Origin of the sequence: Flavobacterium algoriphilum, assembly GCF_048158655.1 — a bacterium.
In the GTDB taxonomy this organism is placed as follows: Bacteria; Bacteroidota; Bacteroidia; order Flavobacteriales; family Flavobacteriaceae; genus Flavobacterium; species Flavobacterium algoriphilum.
The window spans coordinates 240117-263451 of sequence record NZ_JBLNKY010000003.1 but is presented as its reverse complement, the minus strand read 5'-3'; the positions used below and the strand labels follow the sequence as shown (position 1 = coordinate 263451).

Genomic DNA, 23335 nt, shown 5'->3' with positions numbered 1-23335 from the left:
AAAAATAATACGTTAAAAATTAACAAAGTAACTATGATGAAAAATTTCATGCTGTTATTCTATTTTTTTTATACATTTATTTTTATAAAACTATTAAGCTTCATCAATCCTCCCAAATAGCATAAATGGATCATAAAAAACAACCTAAGTTCATCAGTTGGTTCTTAAATAGACCAAAAACCACCGGGATCCTTACGTTTCTATTCCTAAGTTATATTGCGTGTTTTATCGTCTCGCAACAGTATAAACTTTTAAAAGAGGACAAGCAACGAGAAATGAATACTATACTTCAAGTTGTGAATCAAAATATCGAACAATCACTCAAAAACTGCTATACTACTTCACTTACACTAGGATTAACTATCAATGACAAAGGTGTTCCTAAAAACTTTGATTATGTAGGAAAAAAATTGATGGAGCTAAACCCTGCTATCAATGCAGTTCAATTAGTTCCTAATGGGGTTATTAAGTATATTTATCCAATGAAGGGGAATCAATTAGCCCTGAATCTAAATATTTTAGAGCCTCCCTATAGGAAAGAAGCCTTAGAATCTATTGAAAATCAAAAGATGTATTTTGCCGGTCCATTAAAATTAAAACAAGGCGGAATGGGAATTGTGGGTAGATTTCCTGTTTTTAGAAATAATGTTTTTTGGGGATTTTCTGCTGTAATCATTAAATTAGAAACTTTTTTAAAATCTTCAGGAATTAATAATGTTGATGAGTCAAAATATTATTTTCAGTTTTCAAAGAAAAATGTTATTGACCAAAAAGAAGTTTTTTATTTACCTAATAAAAGTAATTTTTCTAAAAAATATCATATCTCTACCTATATTACTGATGGAGGCTGGAAATTATACCTAATATCGAAACACCAAAATTATCTTTATTACCCAATTTTAATTCCAGCAATTATAGGACTTATTATGGCAGCCCTTTTTGGTATCTTACTATATACTCTTTTAAAAATACCCAAAGAATTACAGTCTTTAGTAAATGTGCAATCCACCAAACTTTTGAATTCTGAAATAAAATTTGAAGCAATTTTTGATCAGGCAGCTGTAGGAATTGCCTATATCGATTCTTATTCCGGTAATTTCATTGAGATAAATAAACAATATTGTCATTTGTTAGGATATTCTCATCAGGAAATGAAAGTGAAAAATTTTCAATCAGTCACCTTTCCAGATGATTTAGAAGAAGATTTAACGAATTTAGAAAAACTAAGAAAGGGCGAAATTAGATCCTATTCTTTAGAAAAAAGATATTTAACAAAAGCTGGTACTATAATATGGATCAATCTTACCGTTTCTCCGCTTTGGAAAATTAATGAAAAGGTAACCTCTCATATCGCAATTATTGAAGACATTTCATTAAAAAAAGAAACTCAAGAACTAATTAAAAAAGCAGAAACGCGATTTAAAAGTTTATTTGATGATTCCCCTCTTCCTTTAAGAGAAGAAGATTTTTCGGAAATTAAAAAATACCTTCAGAAGCTAAATCTAATCGATGAAAAAACAGAAATAGTTTCTAACTACTTTCACAACAACCCAGATGTAATTACTAAATGTAATTCACTAGTTAAATTGATTAATGTAAATAATGCATGTCTCAAACTTCATAAAGTCAAAACTAAAGAAGAATTAATTAATACTGAATCTAATCTATTTGATTCAAGATCTACGGATGATTTCATTAAACATTTAATTGCAATTACTCAAGGTAAAAAGCAATTTAATATAGACTCCAGGATAAAAAATGCCGAAGGAGAATATCGAGATGTAAATTTAAGATGGAATGTAATTCGAGGTTATAGAAAAACATTCGAACGAATTATTGTCTCTACAGAAGACATTACGCTGCGCAGAGCCACTGAAAAAATTATTCTCGATACGAAACAAAGAGTGGAATCATTGATTAATACAATTGACGGAATTGTTTGGGAGTGTAATATTGAGAGCTTTTTATTTACTTTTATCAGTAAAAAAGTAGAATATATTTTAGGTTATACTCCAGAAGAATGGATTGCAAACCATACTTTTTGGGCAGACCATATTTATGCTGATGACAAAGAATGGGTTCAAAATTATTCTAAATTGCAAACCGAAGCTCATTTAAATCATGATTTTGAATATCGAATGATTGCAAAAAATGGAGCCGTTATTTGGGTAAGAGATATAGTAAACATAGTTTTTGAAAATGGTAAAGCTGTAAGTTTACGTGGAATTATGATTGACATCACTAAAACTAAAGAAGCTGAAAAAGACTTGAATAATTCCTTCAATTTAGTCACTGAACAAAATAAAAGACTGCTCAATTTTTCCTATATTGTTTCTCATAATTTAAGATCGCATACCAGTAATATTGCATCAATTATGTCTTTAATTGAATCTTCTGAATCAGAGGAAGAAAAAGACCAAATGATACAATTATTGAAAACTGTCTCCAATTCGCTCAATCAAACAATGCTTCATTTGAATGAAGTCATAAATATTCGTAATAATATTGGTTTAGTTTCTGAACCATTAAATTTGCAACAATATATTGATACAGTCCAAAATGTACTACATGAACAAATAACATCTAAAGATGTTGCTATTTCTACAATGATGCCAAAGGATATAATCATAAATTATAATCCAGCCTATCTAGAGAGTATTCTTTACAATATTATTTCAAACTCTATTCGATACAGTCATCCGGAACGTAAACCAACCATATTAATAAAATGGTTTATGGAAAACGATATGAAAATACTTCAAATTTCTGATAATGGAGTTGGGATTGACCTCGTGAAAAATGCAGATAAAATTTTCGGGATGTACAAAACATTCACTAACCATATAGATTCAAAAGGAATTGGTCTATTCATAACAAAAAATCAAATTGATGCCATGGGTGGAAATATAACTGTGGAAAGTGAGCCTAATATAGGGACTACATTTAAAATTTATATCCAATGATAAAAAAAGCAATCTGGGTAGTAGACGATGATGCTATTTACCAAATCATAGTTAACAAGATCATTCAAAGATCTGAAATATTTTCAGTAATCTCTACATTCAAAAATGGAAAAGATGCTATTGACGCCTTACAAAATTCATTAAAAAACAATAAATCTCTTCCTAATATAATTTTACTAGACATCAATATGCCAATAATGGATGGATGGGAATTTATGGAAGAAATGCAATTGTTGAAATCTCAAATAAGCAAACAAATAATTATTTACATAGTTAGTTCATCTATAGCTGTTGAAGATAAAAATAAATCAAAAACGTATCCAGATATTTTAGGCTATTTATCTAAACCTATCACGAACGAGGATTTAATAATGATTGCTGCAGATGATTAAACTATTTCCCTTTTTATTTCTTCTAAAGTTTTATTAGTAAAAATTAGCTCATTTATTATTTGTTGACGCAAAACCTCTAAATCATCATAATCGAAATACTTAGCCCATGAAGTCAAGTTAATTAAATTCCGAATTTGCTTGATTCGTTTACTGGTTTCAAAACTTGTCCGAAGTATCGCTTTATTATCACATTTCAGATTGTTTTTATGTTGATAATTGGCCGTTTTTTTGGTATAATTTACTTCTAAATAATACAATTCCTCAACCGCATTATCGGGGTAAAAATTAGTCCAAGGAGCAAAACCTAATTTTATTTTAGAATCAGTTTCAGGTTCCAAAGGTTCTAAACGCCATTTACTGTTAGCCAATCGTCCCCAGTGATTTGATAAACGATACATCCCCACTTTAGTATAATAATATTTACTTCCCGATTTACTGGCGTATTGAAGCTCTAATCCATTTATGCTATCTAAAGACACTTCATCAAAAACACAAAAAGTATTTTTGAAAGAATTCGGGTTGGGACGAAATATTTTTTCCATTAAACAAATATAATCAGAAACTCTAAAATATAGCAAGACAACTAATATTTCATTAACTTTGTCAACTAGAATTACTTTAAATAAATTGATTATGACTAAAGCTTCCGAGGAAAGAATGTTACAAAAAGGTGTTTACACCGGAATTATGGAACAAGATGAAAACAACAACTTTTTTTGTGGTGAATATCTTTTAGACTATAAAATGGCCCAAAAACATACTATTGGTGATTGGATTACAATAAAATCAATAATTGAAAACCCAAGCGACATCAATTATAATAAATATCCAAAAAAATCTAAAAATTTCGATAAAGCCAATAATAAACCACAACAATAGTATCTTTTGATTTTGATTTTTCAAAAAAAACAAAATTCAAGTTCTTTTTTTTGAATATTTTTTTATCACAAACCAAAAATTTAAAAAAAAGTGTACCTTTGCAAAAAATTTGTCGATTTTGAAATCAAATTATATTGATTTTATATTAAAAGACAAGTAGTTACCTTATTTATGAAAAAAATAGTTGAATACCGCAAACTACTAAATGTAGAAAAAACTGCTGAGCTTAAAGAATTAAAAACGATTTATCGTAATGCGATGAAAGAAGCGCATCCTGACAAATTTCAAGGAAATGACGAAGGATTAAAAGCTGCAGAGGAAAATAGTAAAAAAATTATTGAAGCGTACCACTTTTTGGTAAGTATCAATCCTGAAACTCTTAAACTAAACCTACCTGAATATACTGAAACAATAGCAACTGCTACAATTTCAGATTATAAATTCGTTGAAGGTAGATTAATTATCAATTTTTCAAACGGAAGCGTTTACGAATACATTAGTGTTCCTAAAGCAACTTATGTAAAAATGGTAAATGCTGATTCTCCTAGTAGATTTGCAAAAAGACATATCCTTAATTCTTTTACATGGAGAAAAACAATCAATCAAGATTAATTTTCAAAAGAATATAGAAAACATTTAAGCATCCTTCAAAAGGGTGCTTTTTTATTTTTAACCCGTTTGAAAAAAAGAGGTTTTAAAAAATTAAACAAACAATTATTGCATAATCCCCTTTTTTAGCAATTTAAATAAGACTTAAAAAAATCATTTTTAATTTTTTAGTTTAAGCTAAAAAATAGGATATTTTCACTAAAACCATACCCTTAAAAAAATCTGTTTAATTCTTTAATAAAATACACTTACATAAAACATATTCCTCGACATAATTAAGAATGAAAAATTATAACAAAAATTTAGGTCATAAAAGTATTTATAATTTATAATTTTAAATACTTTTGCACACTTAACTCAATTAACTAATTAATAATGAAAAAACTAATTTTATTACTTTCGGCTGTTGTAATATTGACTTCTTGTACCAAAGATAAATACACCATTTCTGGAACAGTAACTGGATTTGAAAACGGAAAAACAGTAATCTTGGAAACCCAGAATGAAAATGGAACATTAATCGCTGTTGATACTGTAAAAGTGGAAAATGGTAAATTTGAAATCAAAGGAAAAGCTATAGAGCCTTCTTTTCACACCTTACAAGTAGAAGGAGCACAAGGAAAAATACCTTTTATTTTAGAAAATGGTGATATTAGCATAGTTGTAAACAAAGACAGTATTCAAAAATCCAAAGTTTCTGGAACTTATAATAATGACGAATATGTAACTTTCAATGAAGAAATCACAAAAGTTCAAAAGAAATTAATTGATTTTCAGACTAAAAATATGCAAGCGATGAATACTGCTCAACAAACCAAAGATACTATTGTTATCAATGGATTGATGAAAGAGTTTTCTAAAATTCAAGAAGAAGTAGGTGTAGCTTCAAAAGCTAAATACGTAGCTTATGCTGAATCTCACCCAAAATCATTCATTTCTGCTTTAATTATCCAAGGAATGCTTAATGACCCTAGTACAGATCTTACAAAATCTGAAAAATTATATAATGGTTTAGAAGAATCATTAAAAAATACAAAACCAGGTAAAGCTATTAAAACTAAACTTGCTGAAATGAAATCACCATCTGTAGGAGCTACACCTCCTGCACCAACTCAAGCTCCAACTGCTGAAGGTAAATGAAGATCAGATTTTTCAGGTCCTAATCCTGAAGGGAAAGTAATTTCTCTGAAAGAATGTTTGGGAAAAGTTACAATTGTTGATTTTTGGGCTTCTTGGTGTGGACCATGTCGCAAAGAAAATCCAAACGTAGTGGCAATTTACAAAGAGTTACATGCTAAAGGGCTTAACATTGTTGGCGTTTCTTTAGATAAAGATGCTAAAGCTTGGAAAGAAGCAATTGCAAAAGACAAATTGACTTGGAACCATGTTTCTAATTTAAAATTTTGGGATGAGCCAATAGCTGCACAATATAAAGTTCAATCTATTCCGGCAACTTTTATTCTTGATGCATCAGGAAATATAGTAGCAAAAGATTTAAGAGGCGACGAATTAAGAGCAAAAATTATCGCGCTTTTAGCAAAATAAGGTACTTAAATCAAATAAAACAAAAAATCTCCCTAGTGGAGATTTTTTTATTTTATTCAATACCAATACTTTAAAAATAATACTAAAATTAAGTGCAAATATAGTTTGGAAACTTCAAAACAGTTTATATATTTGCACCCGGTTAGCAACAATAAGCAATGCTTGTTGAGTCTTGGGGAGATACTCAAGCGGCCAACGAGGGCAGACTGTAAATCTGCTGTGTAAACTTCGCAGGTTCGAATCCTGCTCTCCCCACTAAAGCTCTTCAAGAAATTGAGGAGCTTTTTTTATGCAAAATAATAGCCTTACATGAATGTGAATCTTCTTGATTTATTATAAAAAAAATCCCGCCCCTTTCTAAAAAAGTGAGACGGGATTTTCTATTTATAATTTTATTTTATTATTCTAAAATAAAACTCACACTTACGTTAGCCGTAATATTGATTTCTCCCACTGCAAGCGTTTCTCTGGGTACTACAGCATCACTCATTTCCATTGTTTTCATGGCAGCATATCGAATCGGCTGTGGATAAAACGTTTGTGAATTATCCGATATCGTCATCGCACGACCCACTTTTTGTCCTAAAACTAAAACATAGTCCTCCGCTTTTAATTTAGCCTCTTTCATCGCTAGTTTTCTAGCATCAGATTGATATTGCGCCAATTTTGAAGATTGAAAGGTTACATTATCAATTCTATTGATTCCTTCATCTACTAGCCCTTCCATCAATTCATCATATTTTGATAAATCTTTCAATAGAATTTCGATAGTCTGAGTTGCATTATAATTGTGTTTCTTTTTTTCATAATCGTATTCTGGATTTAGGGAAACACGTTGCGTTTTATAATCAGCAGGATCTAAGTTCATTTTCTTTATAAACCTTAATACTGCTTCGATCTTTTGGTCATTTTGTTTTTTAACCTCTTTGGCATTATTCCCTTTTGTTTCAATAGTTGCGACTATTGTAGCTTGATCCGGAACAACTTTTACTTTGCCTTCTCCATTTACACTAATTTGAGGAACTTGTTTCATTTCTTGTGCATATGACATAGACAGGAACATGATCGATAGTAATAGTAATGCTTTTTTCATTTTGATACCGATTTAATTGTTTTTTGTTGTAATTCTCTTTCAAAAGTTATGCCATTATAGTTTTCCCATTTTTTCCATCACAAAAAGAATAACTATGGGAATTGCCAATAATATGACCATTAAAGTGTGATCTACGAATAATTGAGGCTCTTTGATAAGTGTTATCAAATAACCACCAACAGCACCTCCAAAATGAGCAGTATGACCAATATTATCATTCTTAGTTTTCATTCCATAAATAGAATACAATAAATACAGGATTCCAAAAAGATAAGCAGGAATTGGAATTACAAAAAAGATACCCAACATCATATCCGGTTGTAATAATATTGCCGAATATAAAACTCCGGTTACGGCTCCCGATGCTCCAACAGCTCTATAATTATATTGATCTCTATGGAAAAGCATTGTCAACAAACTCCCAAAAACCAGACTTCCAAAATAAATCAATACAAAGGATATAGCACCCAAAAATCCAATAACAACAGGTGCAAAAAAATAAAGTGTCAACATGTTAAAAATCAGATGGGGTAAATCCGCATGAAGAAAACCGGACGATAACATTCTTATTTGTTCGCCAGCACGAATACTTCCGACATGAAATTCATATTTTCTAAAAAAGACAAGATCATTAAATCCCTTGTAACTAATTAAAACATTTACAACAATTATTGCTATTAAAAAGGTATTCATAAAGTGTGTTTATTGTGAATTGTAAATATAGTCATTCTCAAATGCAGACACAGTAACTAGTCAAAATTTAACTCGCTGTCTATTTTTGCATTATATTTGCAAAAAAAAATTACTGCATGCAATTTCTTATTTTTATTATTGCTTACCCCTTTCTTTGGATTGTTTCTATGCTCCCATTTCGTGTTTTTTATTGGTTATCCGATGTGGTTTACTTTCTAGTATATTATATAATTGGGTATCGAAAGCAAGTGGTTCGAGAAAATCTAGCGATGGCTTTACCTCATCTTAATAAAGAAGAACGTCTTATTATCGAGAAAAAATCCTATCACCATTTATGCGATATGTTTATGGAAATGATAAAAACCATGACTATTTCATCTGAAGAAATGAATAAGAGATTTGTAATAACAAATATAGAAGTTATTAAGGAATACGAAAAGAAGGGAAAAAGTATTATGCTTATAGCGTCCCATTATGCAAGTTGGGAATGGTTAATTACCATGAACCAAAAAATAACTTTTCAAGGTGTCGCTGTGTATAAACAATTAGCCAATAAATATTTTGATAAACTCGTTAGAGATATCCGATCAAAATACAATACTGAATTAGTTCCAACCAATAAAACAATTCCATTAATTTCAAGTAATCAAAAAAATAATATTCATTGTGTGTATGGTTTAGCCAGTGATCAATCCCCAAAAGCAGACCGGATATTTCATTGGGATAGCTTCATGGGTATTGAAGTACCGGTTCATACCGGTCCCGAAATGTTAGCAAAAAAACATGATATGACTGTTGTTTTTGCAAAAGTAAAGAAGTTAAAAAGAGGTTATTATGAACTTACTATAATTCCTATTAGTGATAATCCTAAGTCAATTCCTGATTTTGGAATTACACATACTTATATTAAGGAAGTTGAAAAACAAATTCGTGAAGCTCCGGAATATTATTTCTGGACTCATAAAAGATGGAAACACAGAAAATAGTTTTCAGTTCTCGGTATCAAGCAAAAAAATCACATAGTATAAACAATAACGTTAATACTATATGCTTTTTTAACTAAATAGATAATGCGGTTTTTATCACCTGAAGAAACACGGAATACCGCAAAAAATCGTCTTCCAAAGAAACAATAGTTTTTAACCAAAAAGTTTGAATGGAATTGTATTCCATCTACAAAATAAAAACAATTGGTTTATTTTGGGCTGGAATAATGATAAAATATTTTAAATCTTCGGCCACTTTTAAATCTAAGGTTCTTTATAATTTATAGCAACGCCTGTAATTCCTGTTCCATCAGAAATCAAAATAGTGTTAGCACCTAACGTAAATAGGACTGAAAAGTATAAAAATTGTAATTATTGATCCCTTTATATTTCTAACTTTCATTACTGTATTTTTTAGACTGTAACTACTGCCAAAAAAAACCAACAAAGAAATTAATCTCTATTGGTTTTAATTGTTAAAAAAATATAAGGTTGGTTTATTTATTTATTCCAAACTCTACCTGCAAAAGCTGTATCAACTTCAGCGTTAGTAATGTGATTGGAGTAATTACTCATTAATTTTACTGCAATTCCCGCAATAATACCTAATACATGCACCTCTTCGTATCCAGCTGCTAAAAAAGAATCTACGTCTGATTGTGCAGCATTACCACGTGTTGAAGTAAGGATTCTTGTTAGTGTGGACAATGCTGCTAATTTTACATCCGGAACATGTTTTCCATCACGGATTGCGTCTGTAACTTCAGTTGGAACTTTTGACATTTTATCCGCAATAAAACTATGAGCTGCAACGCAGTACTCACAGTTATTCTCAAAGGCTACTGATAAAAAAATAACTTCCTGCTCCACAGAATTAAAACCTGAATTAGCTCTGAAACTATTGTAAGAATAAATATAGGAATCCAACAAAGCAGGATTTTGTCCCATTTTTGTGTACATATTAGGAATAAAACCTAAACCTTTTTGCGTTTTATCAAAAATTTCCTGTGAGATTGGAGAAATTGAATTGTTTTCTAATTTTAAATGTGCCATTTTTTTATTTTTTAAATTAAATAACGGCAGTGCTATCTAACATTACAAAGGTAATTTGAATAGGTCGAAAAACTTTTGTAATTAGTTCAATAATTTGCATATTTGGTTCAATCGATACGCTGAAGGAGCACAATTAAATTTATCATGAAAGAGATTGGAAAAATTCGCTAAATCGTTAAAACCGCAGTCAAAAGCAATATCCGTTATTCTCTCTTCAGAAATCAATAAAAGATCCGCTGCTTTTTCTAGCTTTTTATTCCGAATATAATTCGCAGGACTATCATTATAATTTTTTTTGAATTCTCTTTTAAAAGAAGAAAGGCTAAGATTTGTCATTTGAGCAAATTCATCGGTGGTAAAGTGGGAAAATAAATTATTCTCAATAACTTGTTTAAAAGAGTAACTTGTAGGAGAAAAAAGTTGAGATAAAATTTGCTGAATTACAGGAGCATTTTTTGTCTGACACAATAACAAAATGATCTCTTTTAACTTTATGACCAAAATATCCTCATTAATAAGCTTTGGATTATCGAAGTAAAACAACATGCCTTCAATGTATTTTTGTATTAAAAAATCATTATTGATTTTTCCTAAACTCACACTTAGATCTCTTTTCGCTGGCTCTTGAAAAATCTTAGGTAAATCCGTATCATAAATTTTTTTTAGGATTTCAGGATGAAAATGAACAATAACAATCTGGTTATTTTTTGATGTTGTACTATTTCTAATTTGGCTAAAATAATTACCACATTTTAACATTACAGCATCGTTAACTGGAATAGTTATGCTTCTATCTTCAATTTCATACTTAATTTGGCCTTCCACCATGTAAATAAAGCAAGCTTCATCTGGCATTGGATTTGGTATTTTAAAAGGGGCTTCAATAATCACTTTCTCAAAAATGATTTTTCCAAATAATTCATATTGTTTTCTAAAGAGTATCATTATTTTGTATTAGTTGTCGTTATTGACTTCAGAAAATTTCAACTACAAAATTAGCCTTTTTTATTTAAGTTAAAAAACTATAGGCTTTTACAAGCTTAAAATGGAATTTTATCCTATCTAGTTAAATTCGTAACATGCTGACGCATATATTTATAATACTTTTTTATACAAATTACCTTTGTTATATGATAATCTAAAAAAACTAAAGAAATAAACGTTTAGTCTTATAAAGAAAACCAGTTTTTAATCATTTCATCTTCTAACGGTTGTGCGTTCTTATTTACAAACTCATTTGTAGCCGAATTATAATCATAATCCAAAGCCCAAGTTTTATGGTTTTCAGCCAATGCTTTTATTCCGTTACAAACAAATTCAATTTCAGCATTTGTAGTTGTAGGATGAACAGACATTCTAATCCAACCCGGTTTTCTTACTAAATCTCCCAGAGTAATTTCATCAATTAATTTATGGGAAGTTTCCTGATCAACATGCAATAAAAAATGGCCATAAGTACCCGCACAACTGCAACCGCCACGAGTTTGGATTCCGAATCTATCATTCAATACCTTTACACCTAAATTGAAATGTAAGTCTTCTATAAAAAAAGAAATTACTCCTAACCTATCGCGATGCTGACCCGCTAGAATTTTAATATTTGGGATATTCCCCAGAGATTCGAAAACAATAGTAACGATTTCATGTTCCCTTTTTAAAATATTTTCAATTCCCATTTGCTCCTTCAATTGGATCACCAAAGCGGTTTTTATCACCTGAAGAAAACCTGGTGTCCCACCATCTTCCCTATCTTCAATATTATCAATGTATTTGTGTTCGCCCCAAGGATTTGTCCAGCTTACCGTTCCTCCTCCCGGATTATCTGGAATCAAGTTTTGATATAATTTTTTATTAAAAACTAAAACGCCAGAAGTTCCCGGTCCCCCCAGGAATTTATGAGGTGAAAAGAAAATTGCGTCCAAATAACTTTCGGGATCTTCTGGATGCATGTCTATTTTTACATAGGGCCCTGAACAGGCAAAATCTACAAAGCAAAGTCCGATATGTTGATGCATCATTTTAGCGACTTCATGATAAGGTGTTCTAATTCCGGTAACATTAGAACAAGACGTTATGGAAGCGATTTTAAAACTTCTTTCTTTATATTTTTCTAATAAAACTTCCAGATTTTGAATACTAAATAATCCATCTTCACTTGATGGAATAACGACAACATCGGCAATAGTTTCCAACCAAGAAGTCTGATTGGAATGGTGTTCCATGTGCGAAATAAAGACAATCGGTTTCTTTTCAGCAGGAATATTAATGAAATCCTTTAGGTTTTCTGGTATTTTTAATCCTAAAATTCGTTGGAATTTATTGACAACTCCAGTCATTCCAGTGCCATCATTAATCAAAACATCCTCATTATTAGCATTTACATGCTTTTTAATAATGTTTCGTGCCTGATGGTACGCTTTGGTCATTGCTGTTCCGGAAACCGTAGTTTCAGTATGAGTATTGGCCACAAAAGGACCAAACTCATTCATCAACTTTTCCTCAATAGGACGATACAACCGACCACTAGCTGTCCAATCCGTATAAATAATTTGTTTTTTTCCGTATGGAGATTCAAAATCTTGATTAATCCCTATTATATTCTGACGAAACTTTTGGAAGTAAAGTTCTAATTGTGTTGGCGTTTCGATTGTAGTCATTGCAATTTAATTTAACTCAAAGGTATTATTATTTTATGAAATTGAGAATGTAGCAGTTTGTTATTTCTGAAAGTGAATTACTTTTAATAATTTCATTTCTTTGAGGTTTCCCGTAAAATAATGTTAAACAAAGGAAATACTTTTGTATTCTCTTTCATAAATTAATACCACATTTTATCATGGATGACAATATCATTCTACAGGAAAAATTACATTCCTTCTCTGAAGAAGAATTAACTCAATATATTTATAAAAATGTTGATTCATTAACAACAATAACCTTTAGTGCTTTAAAAAAGGAAATCGCCGTCAGAAAAGATTTACCCAATGAAGTTAAAATGTTGATTGGAAATATTCAAGATTTAAGAAATCAAAATTTCATCAATGAGATATTCCCTTACCTATATTCTAAAAACAAGAAAATAAAAACTGTTGAAGATTTGATTGCTGATTTGAAAAAAAATGAAATTTATGAACCCGAAATTAATTCATTATTGCAACAATTACCTGAAATTATTGAAATTAATACTGTCCAATCAAATCCTAAAAATTCATTAAAAATATTTGGCCTATTATTTAGTATCATTCTTACTGTAATATCCTTCAATCTTCTCGCAACATCAGGAGTGGTTATTTACATAATTTGTGCGCTAACCGCACTTTACATCATTGTTAGTGGAAATGAATATTCTCGTATTAATAAATTAAAAATTAACATCGAGTTATATCTGGAAAGTATCAAACACATCCCCAAAATAGAGTCTGAATTATAAAATAACAACCTGTTCATCTAATTAATTTAAATTAAAAATACAGCTAATCCAAATAAAATAAATAAACCCCTTTCGAAGTACTTCATTCTGAAAGGGGTTTATTTATTTTATTTAGATTTACAATCGGATAATTTTAAGGTTATAAATCGAACCCTACTGAAAACTGCCAAACTCTATTTTGGGCTTTTCCATCATCGTACAAATCACCCAAACCTAAATGATAACGCACGCCTAAACTTACTCCAGAATCAGTTTTAAAACCTCCTCCAAAATTAACTCCCCAATCAAAACTATTCGGATCGTACTGCTGTGAGCTACTAAAAAGTCCATCATATTCTTCTTTATGTGATACTGCCAAACCAATTTGGGGTCCTGCTTCCAAAAAGAAATTTTGAGATGGATAGGCTTTAAGCATCAGTGGTAAATTGATATAATTTAGCTTTTGGGTAAAAGTGCCATTGCTATTTGTAATTACATATCCTTGTTGAGAATAAGACAATTCAGGTTGAATAGAAAAGATTTCACTTATAAATGACTCGCCATAAATTCCTACATGAAAACTATGTCGCTGTTCTGTCTCTCCTTCACCATCAAAACTTACGGCTGCTAAATTATAGCCTCCTTTTATCCCACCATTCGATTTATGGGTAGTACTTTCCTGCGCACTTATTGTTGAGGCTATTCCAAAGAATAAAGCTATTGTTAAAAATTTTGTTATCATCTCTTTCATATTATACTATTATTTAAATTTTACTTTCCTCCATTGGCACGTAGATCTGCAATACATTGTGCATCCAATTGTGGTGCTGAACCTCCGGAAACCATATTCGAAATACCGCCTCCTGTTTCTGAAGACCAATACATCAAACACGTTTTTTCAATACAATGTTTTGGATGTTCTATATCTTCGTGATTGCTTTGTAAGGCTGTGCCAAGGTTTGTCAATCCAAGAATATGTCCAAATTCATGGGTGATTACGGTTGTTTCTAATACACTTCTGTTGGGTTTAAATGGACTGTCGCTTAAACCTTGAATAGTTTGTTCATAAATAACAAAAGAAGTATTTCTATATGCCGTTCCAAGAATAACAGAAGTATCAGTATCCTTCGAAGATTTTCCATCTGCAAAAAATGCCCAAACCGCTATTTGATCCGAAGTGTTGTATTTAGTTCTCTTAGCATCTTCAATACTTACAATCTCCTCATTGGTATAAGGCGAATTTCCTGGCGATGGTATAGACCGCTTTATAACATTAATACCGTTTGGTTTGTATGTTCTAGCTGTAAGAAAGTTTACAAAATTATTAATTGCTGTACTGCTTGGTTCAAAACCGGCTACATACACCACTTCAATAACCATGCTCTTGAACTTTTTATCCGATAATAAATCATTCGAAGAACTTCCTGTTTGCTGTTTATTCGTATTCGGATTTAGTGCAACTGAGTTATCTATGGGATCATCTTTTGAACAGGATACTACTGAAAGGAATAAACCTATAGTCAGCAGCGTAAGTACTTTTTTCATTATTATCTTTATTATTATGTTATTTATATAAAAACAGCTACACTATTTTAGGCAGCTGTTCTTACTAAACTACCAACTTAAATCTAGCTATATTTGTTTTAATACTAATGTTACTGCTGCATTAGTAGAACTTTGCAATGTGATTGTCGAAGCAGTAAAACTTGTTACTTTCCAATTATTATTTAATGACGTAAACGTAGCGTTTCCAGTAAAATTTAGTTTTAGCAAAACATCTAATTCCGAGCTTACCGCATAAGTACCATTCACAGTTGTACCCAATAGATTTATTGCTGTTACCGATAAATTATTTGCAAAATCTACCGTAAAATCTTTATAATTTGTTGCTGAGTTAACTCCTGCGCTTACAAAAGAATCTACTTTAAATTTTCCATTAACTAAAATAATTTCTAATTTTTTTGAATTTTCAACCGCTGCCGCCATTGTTGCTTCAGTTTTTAGCGATGCGTCTATATTTGATTGCAATTCCGCATCACTTGAAACAGTTGTTTTCGTTCCATCGGCAATTGTAACTGAAATTGGATATTTCACCGAATATAATTCTGCACTACTTACATTAGACACATACGTATATAATTGTTGTTCGGATGTGATGACAATACTTCCTGTTTGTTGTAAACTTAAATTATACGTTAAAATTGTAATTGGAAAGCTGATATTTACCGAAGAAATAGCATCCTGACCAGAAGCTTCAGCTGATGTACACGCATTAAGAATCGCATTATATTCGGTTTGATTAGTAACGGTGGCTTCTGTATAATTACTTAATTTAACTTTTAAAGGAAATTGAAATACAACAGTATCTTGATCATTATTAGACTGTCCTAAAATAGTAATAACTTGTTGGTAATTCAATTGACTTAGAATAGAAACCTGAATCCCATTTACTCTGGCTGATGCCGGCAATACAATAGAAGAACATGATGCTCCATCCAAGAAATCATCAAATGTACCATCGTACATCGAAGTACGTTTCAGATTACTTGTTGTAGTGGAGTTCGCTGAATTTGTATTTGGATTTTCTCCTTGTACGTCATCAACTTCACTTTGACATGATGTAAATCCTAAGATGGCCATCAATGCAATTCCTGTAACAATTTTTAATTTTTTCATAATTTTCAAATTTAATGTATTTTTTATATTTACAAGCGATGTTTTTAACGCCTTTCTATTAGTAAGACAACTCGCTTTCTTTTTACCCTACTAAAATTTTTAAAAAAAATATAAAATTTTACAAATAAATTCCTAAAATACTACAAATCAGCAAACTAATTTTTATAAAATTTTTATAAAAAACCAATTCTAATTAACTCAATTGCTTTTTGAAAAAATAATTTACTTTTACAACCTACAAAAATGAATTAATACTAAATGAGCGACGATAACAGTAAACTTTGTAACGAAAATCACTTTAGAGATTTTTATCTAAAGCATGTGCAATTAGCAAATAATTTTGCTTATTACAAATGTGGTGATGACGAAGCTGCATTAGATTTGGTTCAAGATGCATTTACCAAAATTTGGGAGAATTGTTCCAAAATTGACTTTAGTAAAGTAAAAACGTATTTATTTACCAGTATCAATAATTTATTTCTAAATAACATAAAGCATCAAAAAGTAGTATTGAGCTACGCCAAAGACGCTCCAAATTTAGACACCAATAATCAAAGTCCCGAATATTTATTCGAAGAAGAGGAATTCAAACAAAAACTCACAAAAGCTATCGCATCATTAAGTGACGTGCAACGAGAAGTATTTTTAATGAATCGAATCGACGGAAAAAAGTACAGAGAAATAGCTGAACTGCTTGATATTTCCCAAAAAACCGTAGAAAAAAGGATGTCCGGTGCGCTGCAACTATTAAGAGCCCAAATAGAAAATATATAATTACATTTAGCTATAGGGTAATTTAAAAGTTAGTTGTCTTATAAACATAGAGATATAAAATGAAAAACGAAAAAGAGATATTAAAATGGTTCAACAATGAGCTTTCAAGCAAAGAAATTGAAGATTTAAAACAATCTGAAGGTTTTGATACACATGAAAAAATTGCTCATTATGCATCACAATTGGAAGCCCCAAAAGTAGATGCTCACGCTGCCTTGGAAGCTTTTAAAGCCAGAAACCATTCTAAAAAGAAAACAAAAGTCAGAACTTTAAACTTCAAAACATTCTACAGCGTTGCTGCCGTTTTGGTTGTTATGTTAACCTCAGCCTATTTTTTGTTTTTTAACAACACCAAATCTTTTGAAACCCAAATAGCGCAAACAAAAACGGTTACACTACCGGACAATTCTGAAGTGATATTAAACTCCGCTTCAAAATTAACTTTTAACGAAAAAAAATGGGCTGATAAAAGAGCTTTAACTTTAGAAGGAGAAGCTTATTTTAAGGTACAAAAAGGACAAACTTTTAGTGTAAACACAGCTGCAGGAGTTGTTAAAGTTTTAGGAACTCAATTTAATGTAAAAGAACGTAAAAACTATTTTGAAGTTCATTGTTACGAAGGCTTGGTGAGTGTGACTTACAATAATGAAACCGTTAAATTACCTCCTGGTAAAACCTTCCGAGTTATAAATGGTACTATTGAAAATGTTGAAGATTTTAATGCCCAAAATCCTTCGTGGATACAACAAGAATCAAGTTTTAATAAGATTCCATTAGATCAAGTTATTGCAGAACTGGAGCGTCAATATGAAATAAAAATTAAAGTGGAAGATGTAGATACTTCAAAACTGTTTACGGGAAGTTTTACTAATACCAATAAAAAAATAGCGCTTCAAGCGATTACAATTCCGCTTCAATTAAGTTATAGAATCGAAGGCAAAACCGTTATATTTTACAACTATGATGTTAAATAAATGGCTGGTTTATTTATTACTTTGTATTGGAAGTATTTCTTATGGACAAAATACACCTAATAAAATTCCTTTAACCGAGGTTATTATTTCCGTCGAAAAAAAATTTAGCATTAAGTTTTCGTATGCAGTTGAAGATGTAGCTGCTGTTACAATTGAAAAACCGAATATTTTATTTACATTACAAGAAACAATAGCTTATTTAAACTCGAAAACACTTTTAAATTTCAAAGCTTTAGACAATCGATATGTTACCGTATCGGTGATAAACAAAACAATATCCGTTTGCGGCATTGTTTTATCCAACGAAAAAAAATCTCCTCTTATTGGAGCTTCAGTAGTTGTAAATGACATCGGAAGAAAGGCAATTACAAATGAAAATGGTAAATTCAATTTACAAAATATACCCATAAATGCAACGTTAACCATTTCCTTTCTGGGTTTTGAATCCAGGCAGTTTTCAGCTAACGAATTGTTTTCAGCACAAAATAATTGCAAAGAAATTGTTCTTTCAACAAAAAAAGAGGAGTTAAATCAGGTCCTGATAAATGTTTATTTAACACCCGGATTACAAAAATACCTGGATGGAAGTACCGTTTTAAACACTAAAAAATTCGGCATTCTTCCCGGATTAATAGAACCTGATATTTTGCAATCCATTCAAGCGCTTCCCGGTGTTGAAAGTACTAATGAAAGTATTGCTAACATTAACGTGCGCGGCGGAACTAACGATCAGAATTTAGTGCTTTGGGATAATATAAAAATGTATCATTCCGGTCATTTCTTCGGGTTGATATCTGCTTATAATCCTAATCTTACTAACAAAGTAATCGTTAGTAAAAACGGAACAAGTGCTGAATACAGTGAAGGTGTTTCCAGTACTATCAATATGTACACGAAAGATCTGCTAACCAATACCTTTTCTGGTGGCGGAGGAATTAACTTGATTAGTACTGATGCCTTTTTAGAAATTCCAATAACTAAAAAATTAGAACTTCATATTTCAGGACGTCGTTCGATTACTGATTTGTATAAATCTCCTACCTACACTAAATACTTTGACCGTAGTTTTCAAGATACTGAAATCAATGCAGATAGTGACCAGAATAATACGTCTTCTGATTTTTACTTTTATGATTATACCGCTAAATTACTTTTCGATTTGAATGAAAAACATCAATTCAGAGCAAATATTATTGGCATCAATAACGCTTTGGATTATTCAGAAAGCCGCATTACAAATTCAAATGAAACCCAATCTAAAACCAGTACTTTATCCCAGAAAAACATTGGTTACGGAGGAAATTGGAAAGCACAATGGAATTCAAAATTAAGTTCAAACTTCATCACTTACTTTTCCAGATACAATATTGACGCTGCGGATTACAGAGTGGAAACAGATCAGCGCTTAACCGAAGCTAATGAAGTTTTGGAAACTGGAGTAAAATTAAATACACATTACAAAACTAATGACAATTTAAATTTCTTATTGGGTTACCAATTCAATGAAACGGGAATGTTAAATCAAACCACCGTTAGTGCTCCGTTTTACTCTAGCACTAAAAAAGATGTTTTATTAAATCATGCCTTATTTTCTGAGGTGGAATACAATAAGAATAATACCTATTTTAGAGTTGGATTGCGTTTGAATTATTTTCAAAAATTTGAAAAGCTTTTGGTTGAACCAAGAATAAACATTCGACAAAAATTATCAGATCAATTTGCTTTAAAATTAGAAGGAGAATTTAAAAATCAATCTACTACTCAAATCGTGGATTTTGAAGATGATTTCTTAGGGGTCGAAAAAAGACGCTGGGTTTTAGTCAACGATAAAGACATCCCAATTGCAACGAGTAAACAAGGCTCTTTTGGTGTGGAGTTCAATAAAAACAAACTGAATATTGAGGCTAAAGGGTTTTATAAACTTGTAGATGGTATTACGGCTTCCAATCAAGGTTTCTATAACAGCTTTCAGTTTAGTAATGCTCACGGGAGTTATACAGCAAAAGGTTTGGAATTTTTAGCCAATAAAACGGCTCATCATTACAGTGTTTGGGTAAGTTACACGTTTAGTACAAACGACTATGAATTTGATACTTTTGCACCTTCAACCTTTCCCAATAATGTAGATATAAGGCATTCTGTATCACTTGGTTTTTATTACAATATTCTTAAAAATCTAAAAATAGCAGTTGGTGGTATTTGGAGAAATGGTCAGCCGTATACAAAACCAATTGAAGGAAACGAAACCATACAAAACGGCAATAATACCGTGGTGAACTATGATTTACCTAATAAAGAAAATTTAAATGATTTCATGCGTTTAGATGCTTCTTTAAATTACAATTTCAATCTGTCAGAATCAATTAAAGCATCCTTTACTGCTGGTGTAATTAACACTACCAATCAAGATAATGGTATCAATCGGTATTACAAAGTCAATCCAAATGACTCGAATGATGCCGTTCAAGTAGATAATAAATCACTTGGCTTAACGCCAAATATAAGTTTTAGAGTGAATTTTTAATATTTATTTTAACGTGAGTTGATTTACAGTGCTGTCTTTTCAACCTTTAATTATCTGTCAGATTAAATCATAACCTTGCGGTTTTTATACGTTTTCTGAATATGTTTTCTTCAATTATAAAACAGTTCTAAATAAGTTATTACTGACTTAATTTTGAGATAAATTCAAGCTTCGTTTTTTAATTGAAAAATCACTTTGTTTCATTAATTTTCCATTTACTCTTATAGAAACATTTTACTTAACAATGTTTTAATAATACTTTTTTTATCTAAAGTAATTAAATCAAAAAAAATAAACACATTTACCTAACAATCAATATATTAAATTTTTAATAATCGTATTTTTGTTTAGCTTTTTGTTATCTAAAAATATTAGATTTGAAATGTGTTCAAGAGTATATTCAATCCAAATGTTCTTTATAAAATTCTTTTCTTTTAATTCATTAAACAGAATATAATAATACACTTAAGCACTACTATCATGGAAAAGTTTAAAACCTAGAACTAACCAATCGATAATTATTACCCATAAAAGTGGAGACCAGCAGCCAATAAAAAAAACGGGGGTAGTAGAATAAAAAATGGCAAATATGAAAAAAATAATAGTTCAAAATCCAAAAGGTTTGGAATAATGGTCCAATTTGTCTTTTAGTTCTTAATCCCAAATCGAACTTTCTTAAAAAAAAATCTTAAAATAACAATGAAATGAAAGCAATACAAAAAACAGCAATCTTGATAGTATTAGGTATTTTCTTCATAGTTGGGCAAGTTCAGGCACAAAACATGAAAATGGCCGGCAATCATATCATTGTGGCCAATGAGATTAATTGGACAGCTGCGCCTCGAGGTTTGCCACCAGGGTCCCAAATAGCAGTAATAGGAGGCAACCCTGGCGCAGCAGAATTATTTACGATGCGCGCAAAAATTCCAGCCAATTATACGATAATGCCGCATTGTCATCCAGCCGATCAACATATTACCGTTCTTGAAGGATCATGTTATATGGGAATAGGAGATAAATTTGACGAAAAAACAGCAACAAAAATGTCAACAGGAGGATTTGTGGTGATGAAAACTGGCACTCAACATTATTTTTTCACCAAAGAAGCATGCGTTATTCAAGTACATGGGATGGGACCTTGGGGAATCGCTTATGTCAATCTTGCCGATGACCCAAGAAATAAGAAATGAATTTATATCAGGAAATGAAAAGTAATTTATTAAAAACAAAAAGTGCTCTTTAGATAAAAAGAGTACTCATAAATTTAGAACCCTTTCAAATTTTATTTCGAGAGGGTTCTTTTATATAAAACTGCTGAATTATATCCCAGCAACTGCTTTTATTTCATCAATGATTCGTAATGCCAAAGCATCTGCTTTTTCTTGTGAAGCCGCTTCGGTATATATACGAATGATTGGTTCTGTATTCGATTTTCTAAGATGAACCCAATTTTCAGCAAAATCAATTTTTACTCCATCAATAGTGGTAATATCTTCATTTTTGTATTTCTCCGTCATAGCAACAAGAATCGCATCAACATCAATTTGTGGCGTCAATTCAATTTTGTTTTTGCTCATGTAATATTCAGGATACGAAGCACGCAAAGCAGAAACAGTCATTTTTTTGTTGGCCAAATGCGTTAAAAACAACGCCACTCCCACCAAACTATCGCGACCGTAATGCAATTCCGGATAAATGATTCCGCCGTTTCCTTCACCGCCTATCACCGCATTATTCTTCTTCATCAATTCCACAACATTCACCTCACCTACGGCACTGGCTTCGTAGTTTCCGTTATGCGCATTTGTCACATCACGCAAAGCACGAGAAGACGACATATTTGACACGGTGTTTCCTGGTGTTTTACTCAAAACATAATCCGCACAAGCCACCAAGGTATATTCTTCACCAAACATTTCACCATTTTCGCAAATGAAAGCCAAACGATCCACATCGGGATCAACCACGATACCTAAATCCGCTTTTTCTTTGACAACCAATTCCGAAATATCAGTTAAGTGTTCTTTTAAAGGTTCCGGATTATGAGGAAAATGTCCGTTTGGTTCACAATATAATTCGACTACTTCCACGCCCATTAATTCCAGTAATCTTGGGATAATAATCCCTCCTGAAGAATTTACACCATCCACCACCACTTTGAATTTAGCTGCTTTTACTGCATCCACATCCACTAATGGTAAATTCAAGACTTCATCAATATGAATATCCATATACGCATCGTTAATCATAATAGCGCCTAAATCATCCACATCCGAGAAATCGAAAGCTTCCGCCTCAGCAATTTCAAGAATTTTAAGCCCTTCTTCTCCATTCAGGAATTCTCCTTTTTCATTCAATAATTTCAAGGCATTCCATTGTTTTGGATTGTGAGAAGCAGTAAGGATAATTCCACCTTCGGCTTTTTCTAATGGAACAGCAACTTCAACAGTTGGTGTTGTAGAAAGTCCCAAATCAATTACGTCTATTCCTAAACCAATCAATGTATTCACCACCAAATTGTGAATCATGGGTCCCGAAATACGAGCATCACGACCTACAACAACAGTAATTTTTTCTTTACCAATATATTTTTTCAACCAAGTTCCATACGCCGAAGCAAATTTAACCGCATCAACTGGTGTAAGATTATCACCTACTTTACCTCCTATTGTTCCCCGAATTCCTGATATTGATTTTATTAAAGTCATTGATTATTATTTTAATTTTTGAAATATAAATTTTAAATTGCTCACAAATATAATAAT

General features: G+C 31.2%; 21 protein-coding genes, 1 tRNA gene and 1 pseudogene. 13 read left to right on the top strand and 10 right to left on the bottom strand.

Annotated elements, in window-relative coordinates:
• The first annotated feature begins 125 nt into the window (after nt 1-125).
• Nucleotides 126-2963: a PAS domain S-box protein gene (locus ACM55G_RS08195; RefSeq protein ID WP_416843415.1), complete on the top strand. Its 2838-nt coding sequence runs from the start codon at nt 126-128 to the stop codon at nt 2961-2963.
• On the top strand, nt 2960-3355 hold the full coding sequence (locus ACM55G_RS08190; protein WP_416843414.1) for a response regulator: 396 nt from the start codon (nt 2960-2962) through the stop codon (nt 3353-3355). The genes ACM55G_RS08195 and ACM55G_RS08190 overlap by 4 nt, the downstream gene beginning before the upstream one ends.
• On the opposite strand, the gene ACM55G_RS08185 is transcribed toward ACM55G_RS08190, so the two are convergent.
• The gene (locus ACM55G_RS08185; protein ID WP_416843413.1) at nt 3352-3897 is read right to left on the bottom strand and encodes a hypothetical protein; all 546 of its coding nucleotides are present in this window, start codon (nt 3895-3897) and stop codon (nt 3352-3354) included. The genes ACM55G_RS08190 and ACM55G_RS08185 overlap by 4 nt on opposite strands.
• Before the next feature lie 91 nt (nt 3898-3988).
• On the opposite strand from ACM55G_RS08185, the gene ACM55G_RS08180 reads away from it, so the two are divergent.
• The 5 genes and pseudogenes from ACM55G_RS08180 (at nt 3989) to ACM55G_RS08160 (ending at nt 6643) form a co-directional block, all read left to right on the top strand.
• On the top strand, nt 3989-4234 hold the full coding sequence (locus ACM55G_RS08180) for a hypothetical protein (RefSeq protein WP_416843412.1): 246 nt from the start codon (nt 3989-3991) through the stop codon (nt 4232-4234).
• A gap of 171 nt (nt 4235-4405) precedes the next feature.
• Nucleotides 4406-4846, top strand: a complete 441-nt coding sequence (locus ACM55G_RS08175; RefSeq protein ID WP_416843411.1) for a KTSC domain-containing protein — start codon at nt 4406-4408, stop codon at nt 4844-4846.
• A gap of 372 nt (nt 4847-5218) precedes the next feature.
• A complete protein-coding gene (locus tag ACM55G_RS08170) occupies nt 5219-5983 on the top strand; it encodes a DUF4369 domain-containing protein (protein WP_416843410.1) in 765 nt (254 codons plus the stop codon).
• 18 nt (nt 5984-6001) lie between these two features.
• Nucleotides 6002-6388: pseudogene (locus tag ACM55G_RS08165) on the top strand (peroxiredoxin family protein); the annotation flags it as partial.
• 174 nt (nt 6389-6562) lie between these two features.
• Nucleotides 6563-6643: transfer RNA gene (locus ACM55G_RS08160), tRNA-Tyr, on the top strand.
• Nucleotides 6644-6788: 145 nt separating this feature from the next.
• On the opposite strand, the gene ACM55G_RS08155 is transcribed toward ACM55G_RS08160, so the two are convergent.
• Both ACM55G_RS08155 and ACM55G_RS08150 read right to left on the bottom strand, forming a co-directional pair.
• On the bottom strand, nt 6789-7481 hold the full coding sequence (locus tag ACM55G_RS08155; RefSeq protein ID WP_416843409.1) for an SIMPL domain-containing protein: 693 nt from the start codon (nt 7479-7481) through the stop codon (nt 6789-6791).
• A gap of 54 nt (nt 7482-7535) precedes the next feature.
• A complete protein-coding gene (locus ACM55G_RS08150; RefSeq protein ID WP_416843408.1) occupies nt 7536-8174 on the bottom strand; it encodes a rhomboid family intramembrane serine protease in 639 nt (212 codons plus the stop codon).
• Between the two features lie 116 nt (nt 8175-8290).
• On the opposite strand from ACM55G_RS08150, the gene ACM55G_RS08145 reads away from it, so the two are divergent.
• Nucleotides 8291-9160 (top strand): lysophospholipid acyltransferase family protein, encoded by an 870-nt coding sequence (locus ACM55G_RS08145; protein ID WP_416843407.1) that lies wholly within the window; start codon nt 8291-8293, stop codon nt 9158-9160.
• A 501-nt stretch (nt 9161-9661) separates the two neighbouring features.
• On the opposite strand, the gene ACM55G_RS08140 is transcribed toward ACM55G_RS08145, so the two are convergent.
• The 3 genes from ACM55G_RS08140 to ACM55G_RS08130 all read right to left on the bottom strand — a co-directional run bounded on the left by ACM55G_RS08140 (nt 9662) and on the right by ACM55G_RS08130 (nt 12870).
• Nucleotides 9662-10213, bottom strand: a complete 552-nt coding sequence (locus tag ACM55G_RS08140; protein ID WP_416843406.1) for a carboxymuconolactone decarboxylase family protein — start codon at nt 10211-10213, stop codon at nt 9662-9664.
• Between the two features lie 81 nt (nt 10214-10294).
• Nucleotides 10295-11068, bottom strand: a complete 774-nt coding sequence (locus ACM55G_RS08135; RefSeq protein WP_416843405.1) for a helix-turn-helix domain-containing protein — start codon at nt 11066-11068, stop codon at nt 10295-10297.
• Between the two features lie 314 nt (nt 11069-11382).
• Nucleotides 11383-12870 carry an aminotransferase class V-fold PLP-dependent enzyme gene (locus tag ACM55G_RS08130; RefSeq protein ID WP_416843404.1) on the bottom strand — a complete coding sequence of 496 codons (1488 nt, stop codon included), beginning with the start codon at nt 12868-12870 and terminating at the stop codon, nt 11383-11385.
• Nucleotides 12871-13049: 179 nt separating this feature from the next.
• Between ACM55G_RS08130 and ACM55G_RS08125 the strand changes: the two genes are divergently transcribed.
• Nucleotides 13050-13643 carry a hypothetical protein gene (locus ACM55G_RS08125; RefSeq protein WP_416843403.1) on the top strand — a complete coding sequence of 198 codons (594 nt, stop codon included), beginning with the start codon at nt 13050-13052 and terminating at the stop codon, nt 13641-13643.
• A gap of 139 nt (nt 13644-13782) precedes the next feature.
• Here the strand turns inward: ACM55G_RS08125 and ACM55G_RS08120 are convergent, their stop codons facing one another.
• The 3 genes from ACM55G_RS08120 to ACM55G_RS08110 all read right to left on the bottom strand — a co-directional run bounded on the left by ACM55G_RS08120 (nt 13783) and on the right by ACM55G_RS08110 (nt 16298).
• Nucleotides 13783-14364: a porin family protein gene (locus ACM55G_RS08120; protein ID WP_416843402.1), complete on the bottom strand. Its 582-nt coding sequence runs from the start codon at nt 14362-14364 to the stop codon at nt 13783-13785.
• 29 nt (nt 14365-14393) lie between these two features.
• On the bottom strand, nt 14394-15167 hold the full coding sequence (locus ACM55G_RS08115; protein WP_416843401.1) for a membrane metalloprotease: 774 nt from the start codon (nt 15165-15167) through the stop codon (nt 14394-14396).
• Between the two features lie 87 nt (nt 15168-15254).
• Nucleotides 15255-16298 carry a hypothetical protein gene (locus ACM55G_RS08110; protein WP_416843400.1) on the bottom strand — a complete coding sequence of 348 codons (1044 nt, stop codon included), beginning with the start codon at nt 16296-16298 and terminating at the stop codon, nt 15255-15257.
• Nucleotides 16299-16556: 258 nt separating this feature from the next.
• On the opposite strand from ACM55G_RS08110, the gene ACM55G_RS08105 reads away from it, so the two are divergent.
• The 4 genes from ACM55G_RS08105 to ACM55G_RS08090 all read left to right on the top strand — a co-directional run bounded on the left by ACM55G_RS08105 (nt 16557) and on the right by ACM55G_RS08090 (nt 21760).
• Nucleotides 16557-17072 carry an RNA polymerase sigma factor gene (locus ACM55G_RS08105; RefSeq protein ID WP_416843399.1) on the top strand — a complete coding sequence of 172 codons (516 nt, stop codon included), beginning with the start codon at nt 16557-16559 and terminating at the stop codon, nt 17070-17072.
• A 59-nt stretch (nt 17073-17131) separates the two neighbouring features.
• Nucleotides 17132-18046: a FecR family protein gene (locus ACM55G_RS08100; protein WP_416843398.1), complete on the top strand. Its 915-nt coding sequence runs from the start codon at nt 17132-17134 to the stop codon at nt 18044-18046.
• Nucleotides 18033-20570, top strand: a complete 2538-nt coding sequence (locus tag ACM55G_RS08095) for a TonB-dependent receptor (RefSeq protein ID WP_416843397.1) — start codon at nt 18033-18035, stop codon at nt 20568-20570. The genes ACM55G_RS08100 and ACM55G_RS08095 overlap by 14 nt, the downstream gene beginning before the upstream one ends.
• 704 nt (nt 20571-21274) lie before the next feature.
• Nucleotides 21275-21760 (top strand): cupin domain-containing protein, encoded by a 486-nt coding sequence (locus tag ACM55G_RS08090; protein WP_416843396.1) that lies wholly within the window; start codon nt 21275-21277, stop codon nt 21758-21760.
• 129 nt (nt 21761-21889) lie between these two features.
• Here the strand turns inward: ACM55G_RS08090 and glmM are convergent, their stop codons facing one another.
• Nucleotides 21890-23278, bottom strand: a complete 1389-nt coding sequence (glmM, locus tag ACM55G_RS08085; protein ID WP_416843395.1) for a phosphoglucosamine mutase — start codon at nt 23276-23278, stop codon at nt 21890-21892.
• Nucleotides 23279-23335: the final 57 nt, after the last annotated feature.

Excerpts from the sequence above, each read along its gene's own strand:
- ACM55G_RS08170 (WP_416843410.1), top strand. The coding sequence starts at position 5,219 with ATGAAAAAACTAATTTTATTACTTTCGGCTGTTGTAATATTGACTTCT.
- ACM55G_RS08135 (WP_416843405.1), bottom strand. The coding sequence starts at position 11,068 with ATGCCAGATGAAGCTTGCTTTATTTACATGGTGGAAGGCCAAATTAAG.
- ACM55G_RS08125 (WP_416843403.1), top strand. The coding sequence starts at position 13,050 with ATGGATGACAATATCATTCTACAGGAAAAATTACATTCCTTCTCTGAA.
- ACM55G_RS08195 (WP_416843415.1), top strand. The coding sequence starts at position 126 with ATGGATCATAAAAAACAACCTAAGTTCATCAGTTGGTTCTTAAATAGA.
- ACM55G_RS08175 (WP_416843411.1), top strand. The coding sequence starts at position 4,406 with ATGAAAAAAATAGTTGAATACCGCAAACTACTAAATGTAGAAAAAACT.
- ACM55G_RS08120 (WP_416843402.1), bottom strand. The coding sequence starts at position 14,364 with ATGATAACAAAATTTTTAACAATAGCTTTATTCTTTGGAATAGCCTCA.
- ACM55G_RS08090 (WP_416843396.1), top strand. The coding sequence starts at position 21,275 with ATGAAAGCAATACAAAAAACAGCAATCTTGATAGTATTAGGTATTTTC.
- ACM55G_RS08110 (WP_416843400.1), bottom strand. The coding sequence starts at position 16,298 with ATGAAAAAATTAAAAATTGTTACAGGAATTGCATTGATGGCCATCTTA.
- glmM (WP_416843395.1), bottom strand. The coding sequence starts at position 23,278 with ATGACTTTAATAAAATCAATATCAGGAATTCGGGGAACAATAGGAGGT.
- ACM55G_RS08150 (WP_416843408.1), bottom strand. The coding sequence starts at position 8,174 with ATGAATACCTTTTTAATAGCAATAATTGTTGTAAATGTTTTAATTAGT.
- ACM55G_RS08155 (WP_416843409.1), bottom strand. The coding sequence starts at position 7,481 with ATGAAAAAAGCATTACTATTACTATCGATCATGTTCCTGTCTATGTCA.
- ACM55G_RS08130 (WP_416843404.1), bottom strand. The coding sequence starts at position 12,870 with ATGACTACAATCGAAACGCCAACACAATTAGAACTTTACTTCCAAAAG.
- ACM55G_RS08115 (WP_416843401.1), bottom strand. The coding sequence starts at position 15,167 with ATGAAAAAAGTACTTACGCTGCTGACTATAGGTTTATTCCTTTCAGTA.
- ACM55G_RS08185 (WP_416843413.1), bottom strand. The coding sequence starts at position 3,897 with ATGGAAAAAATATTTCGTCCCAACCCGAATTCTTTCAAAAATACTTTT.
- ACM55G_RS08190 (WP_416843414.1), top strand. The coding sequence starts at position 2,960 with ATGATAAAAAAAGCAATCTGGGTAGTAGACGATGATGCTATTTACCAA.
- ACM55G_RS08105 (WP_416843399.1), top strand. The coding sequence starts at position 16,557 with ATGAGCGACGATAACAGTAAACTTTGTAACGAAAATCACTTTAGAGAT.
- ACM55G_RS08100 (WP_416843398.1), top strand. The coding sequence starts at position 17,132 with ATGAAAAACGAAAAAGAGATATTAAAATGGTTCAACAATGAGCTTTCA.
- ACM55G_RS08145 (WP_416843407.1), top strand. The coding sequence starts at position 8,291 with ATGCAATTTCTTATTTTTATTATTGCTTACCCCTTTCTTTGGATTGTT.
- ACM55G_RS08095 (WP_416843397.1), top strand. The coding sequence starts at position 18,033 with ATGATGTTAAATAAATGGCTGGTTTATTTATTACTTTGTATTGGAAGT.
- ACM55G_RS08180 (WP_416843412.1), top strand. The coding sequence starts at position 3,989 with ATGACTAAAGCTTCCGAGGAAAGAATGTTACAAAAAGGTGTTTACACC.
- ACM55G_RS08140 (WP_416843406.1), bottom strand. The coding sequence starts at position 10,213 with ATGGCACATTTAAAATTAGAAAACAATTCAATTTCTCCAATCTCACAG.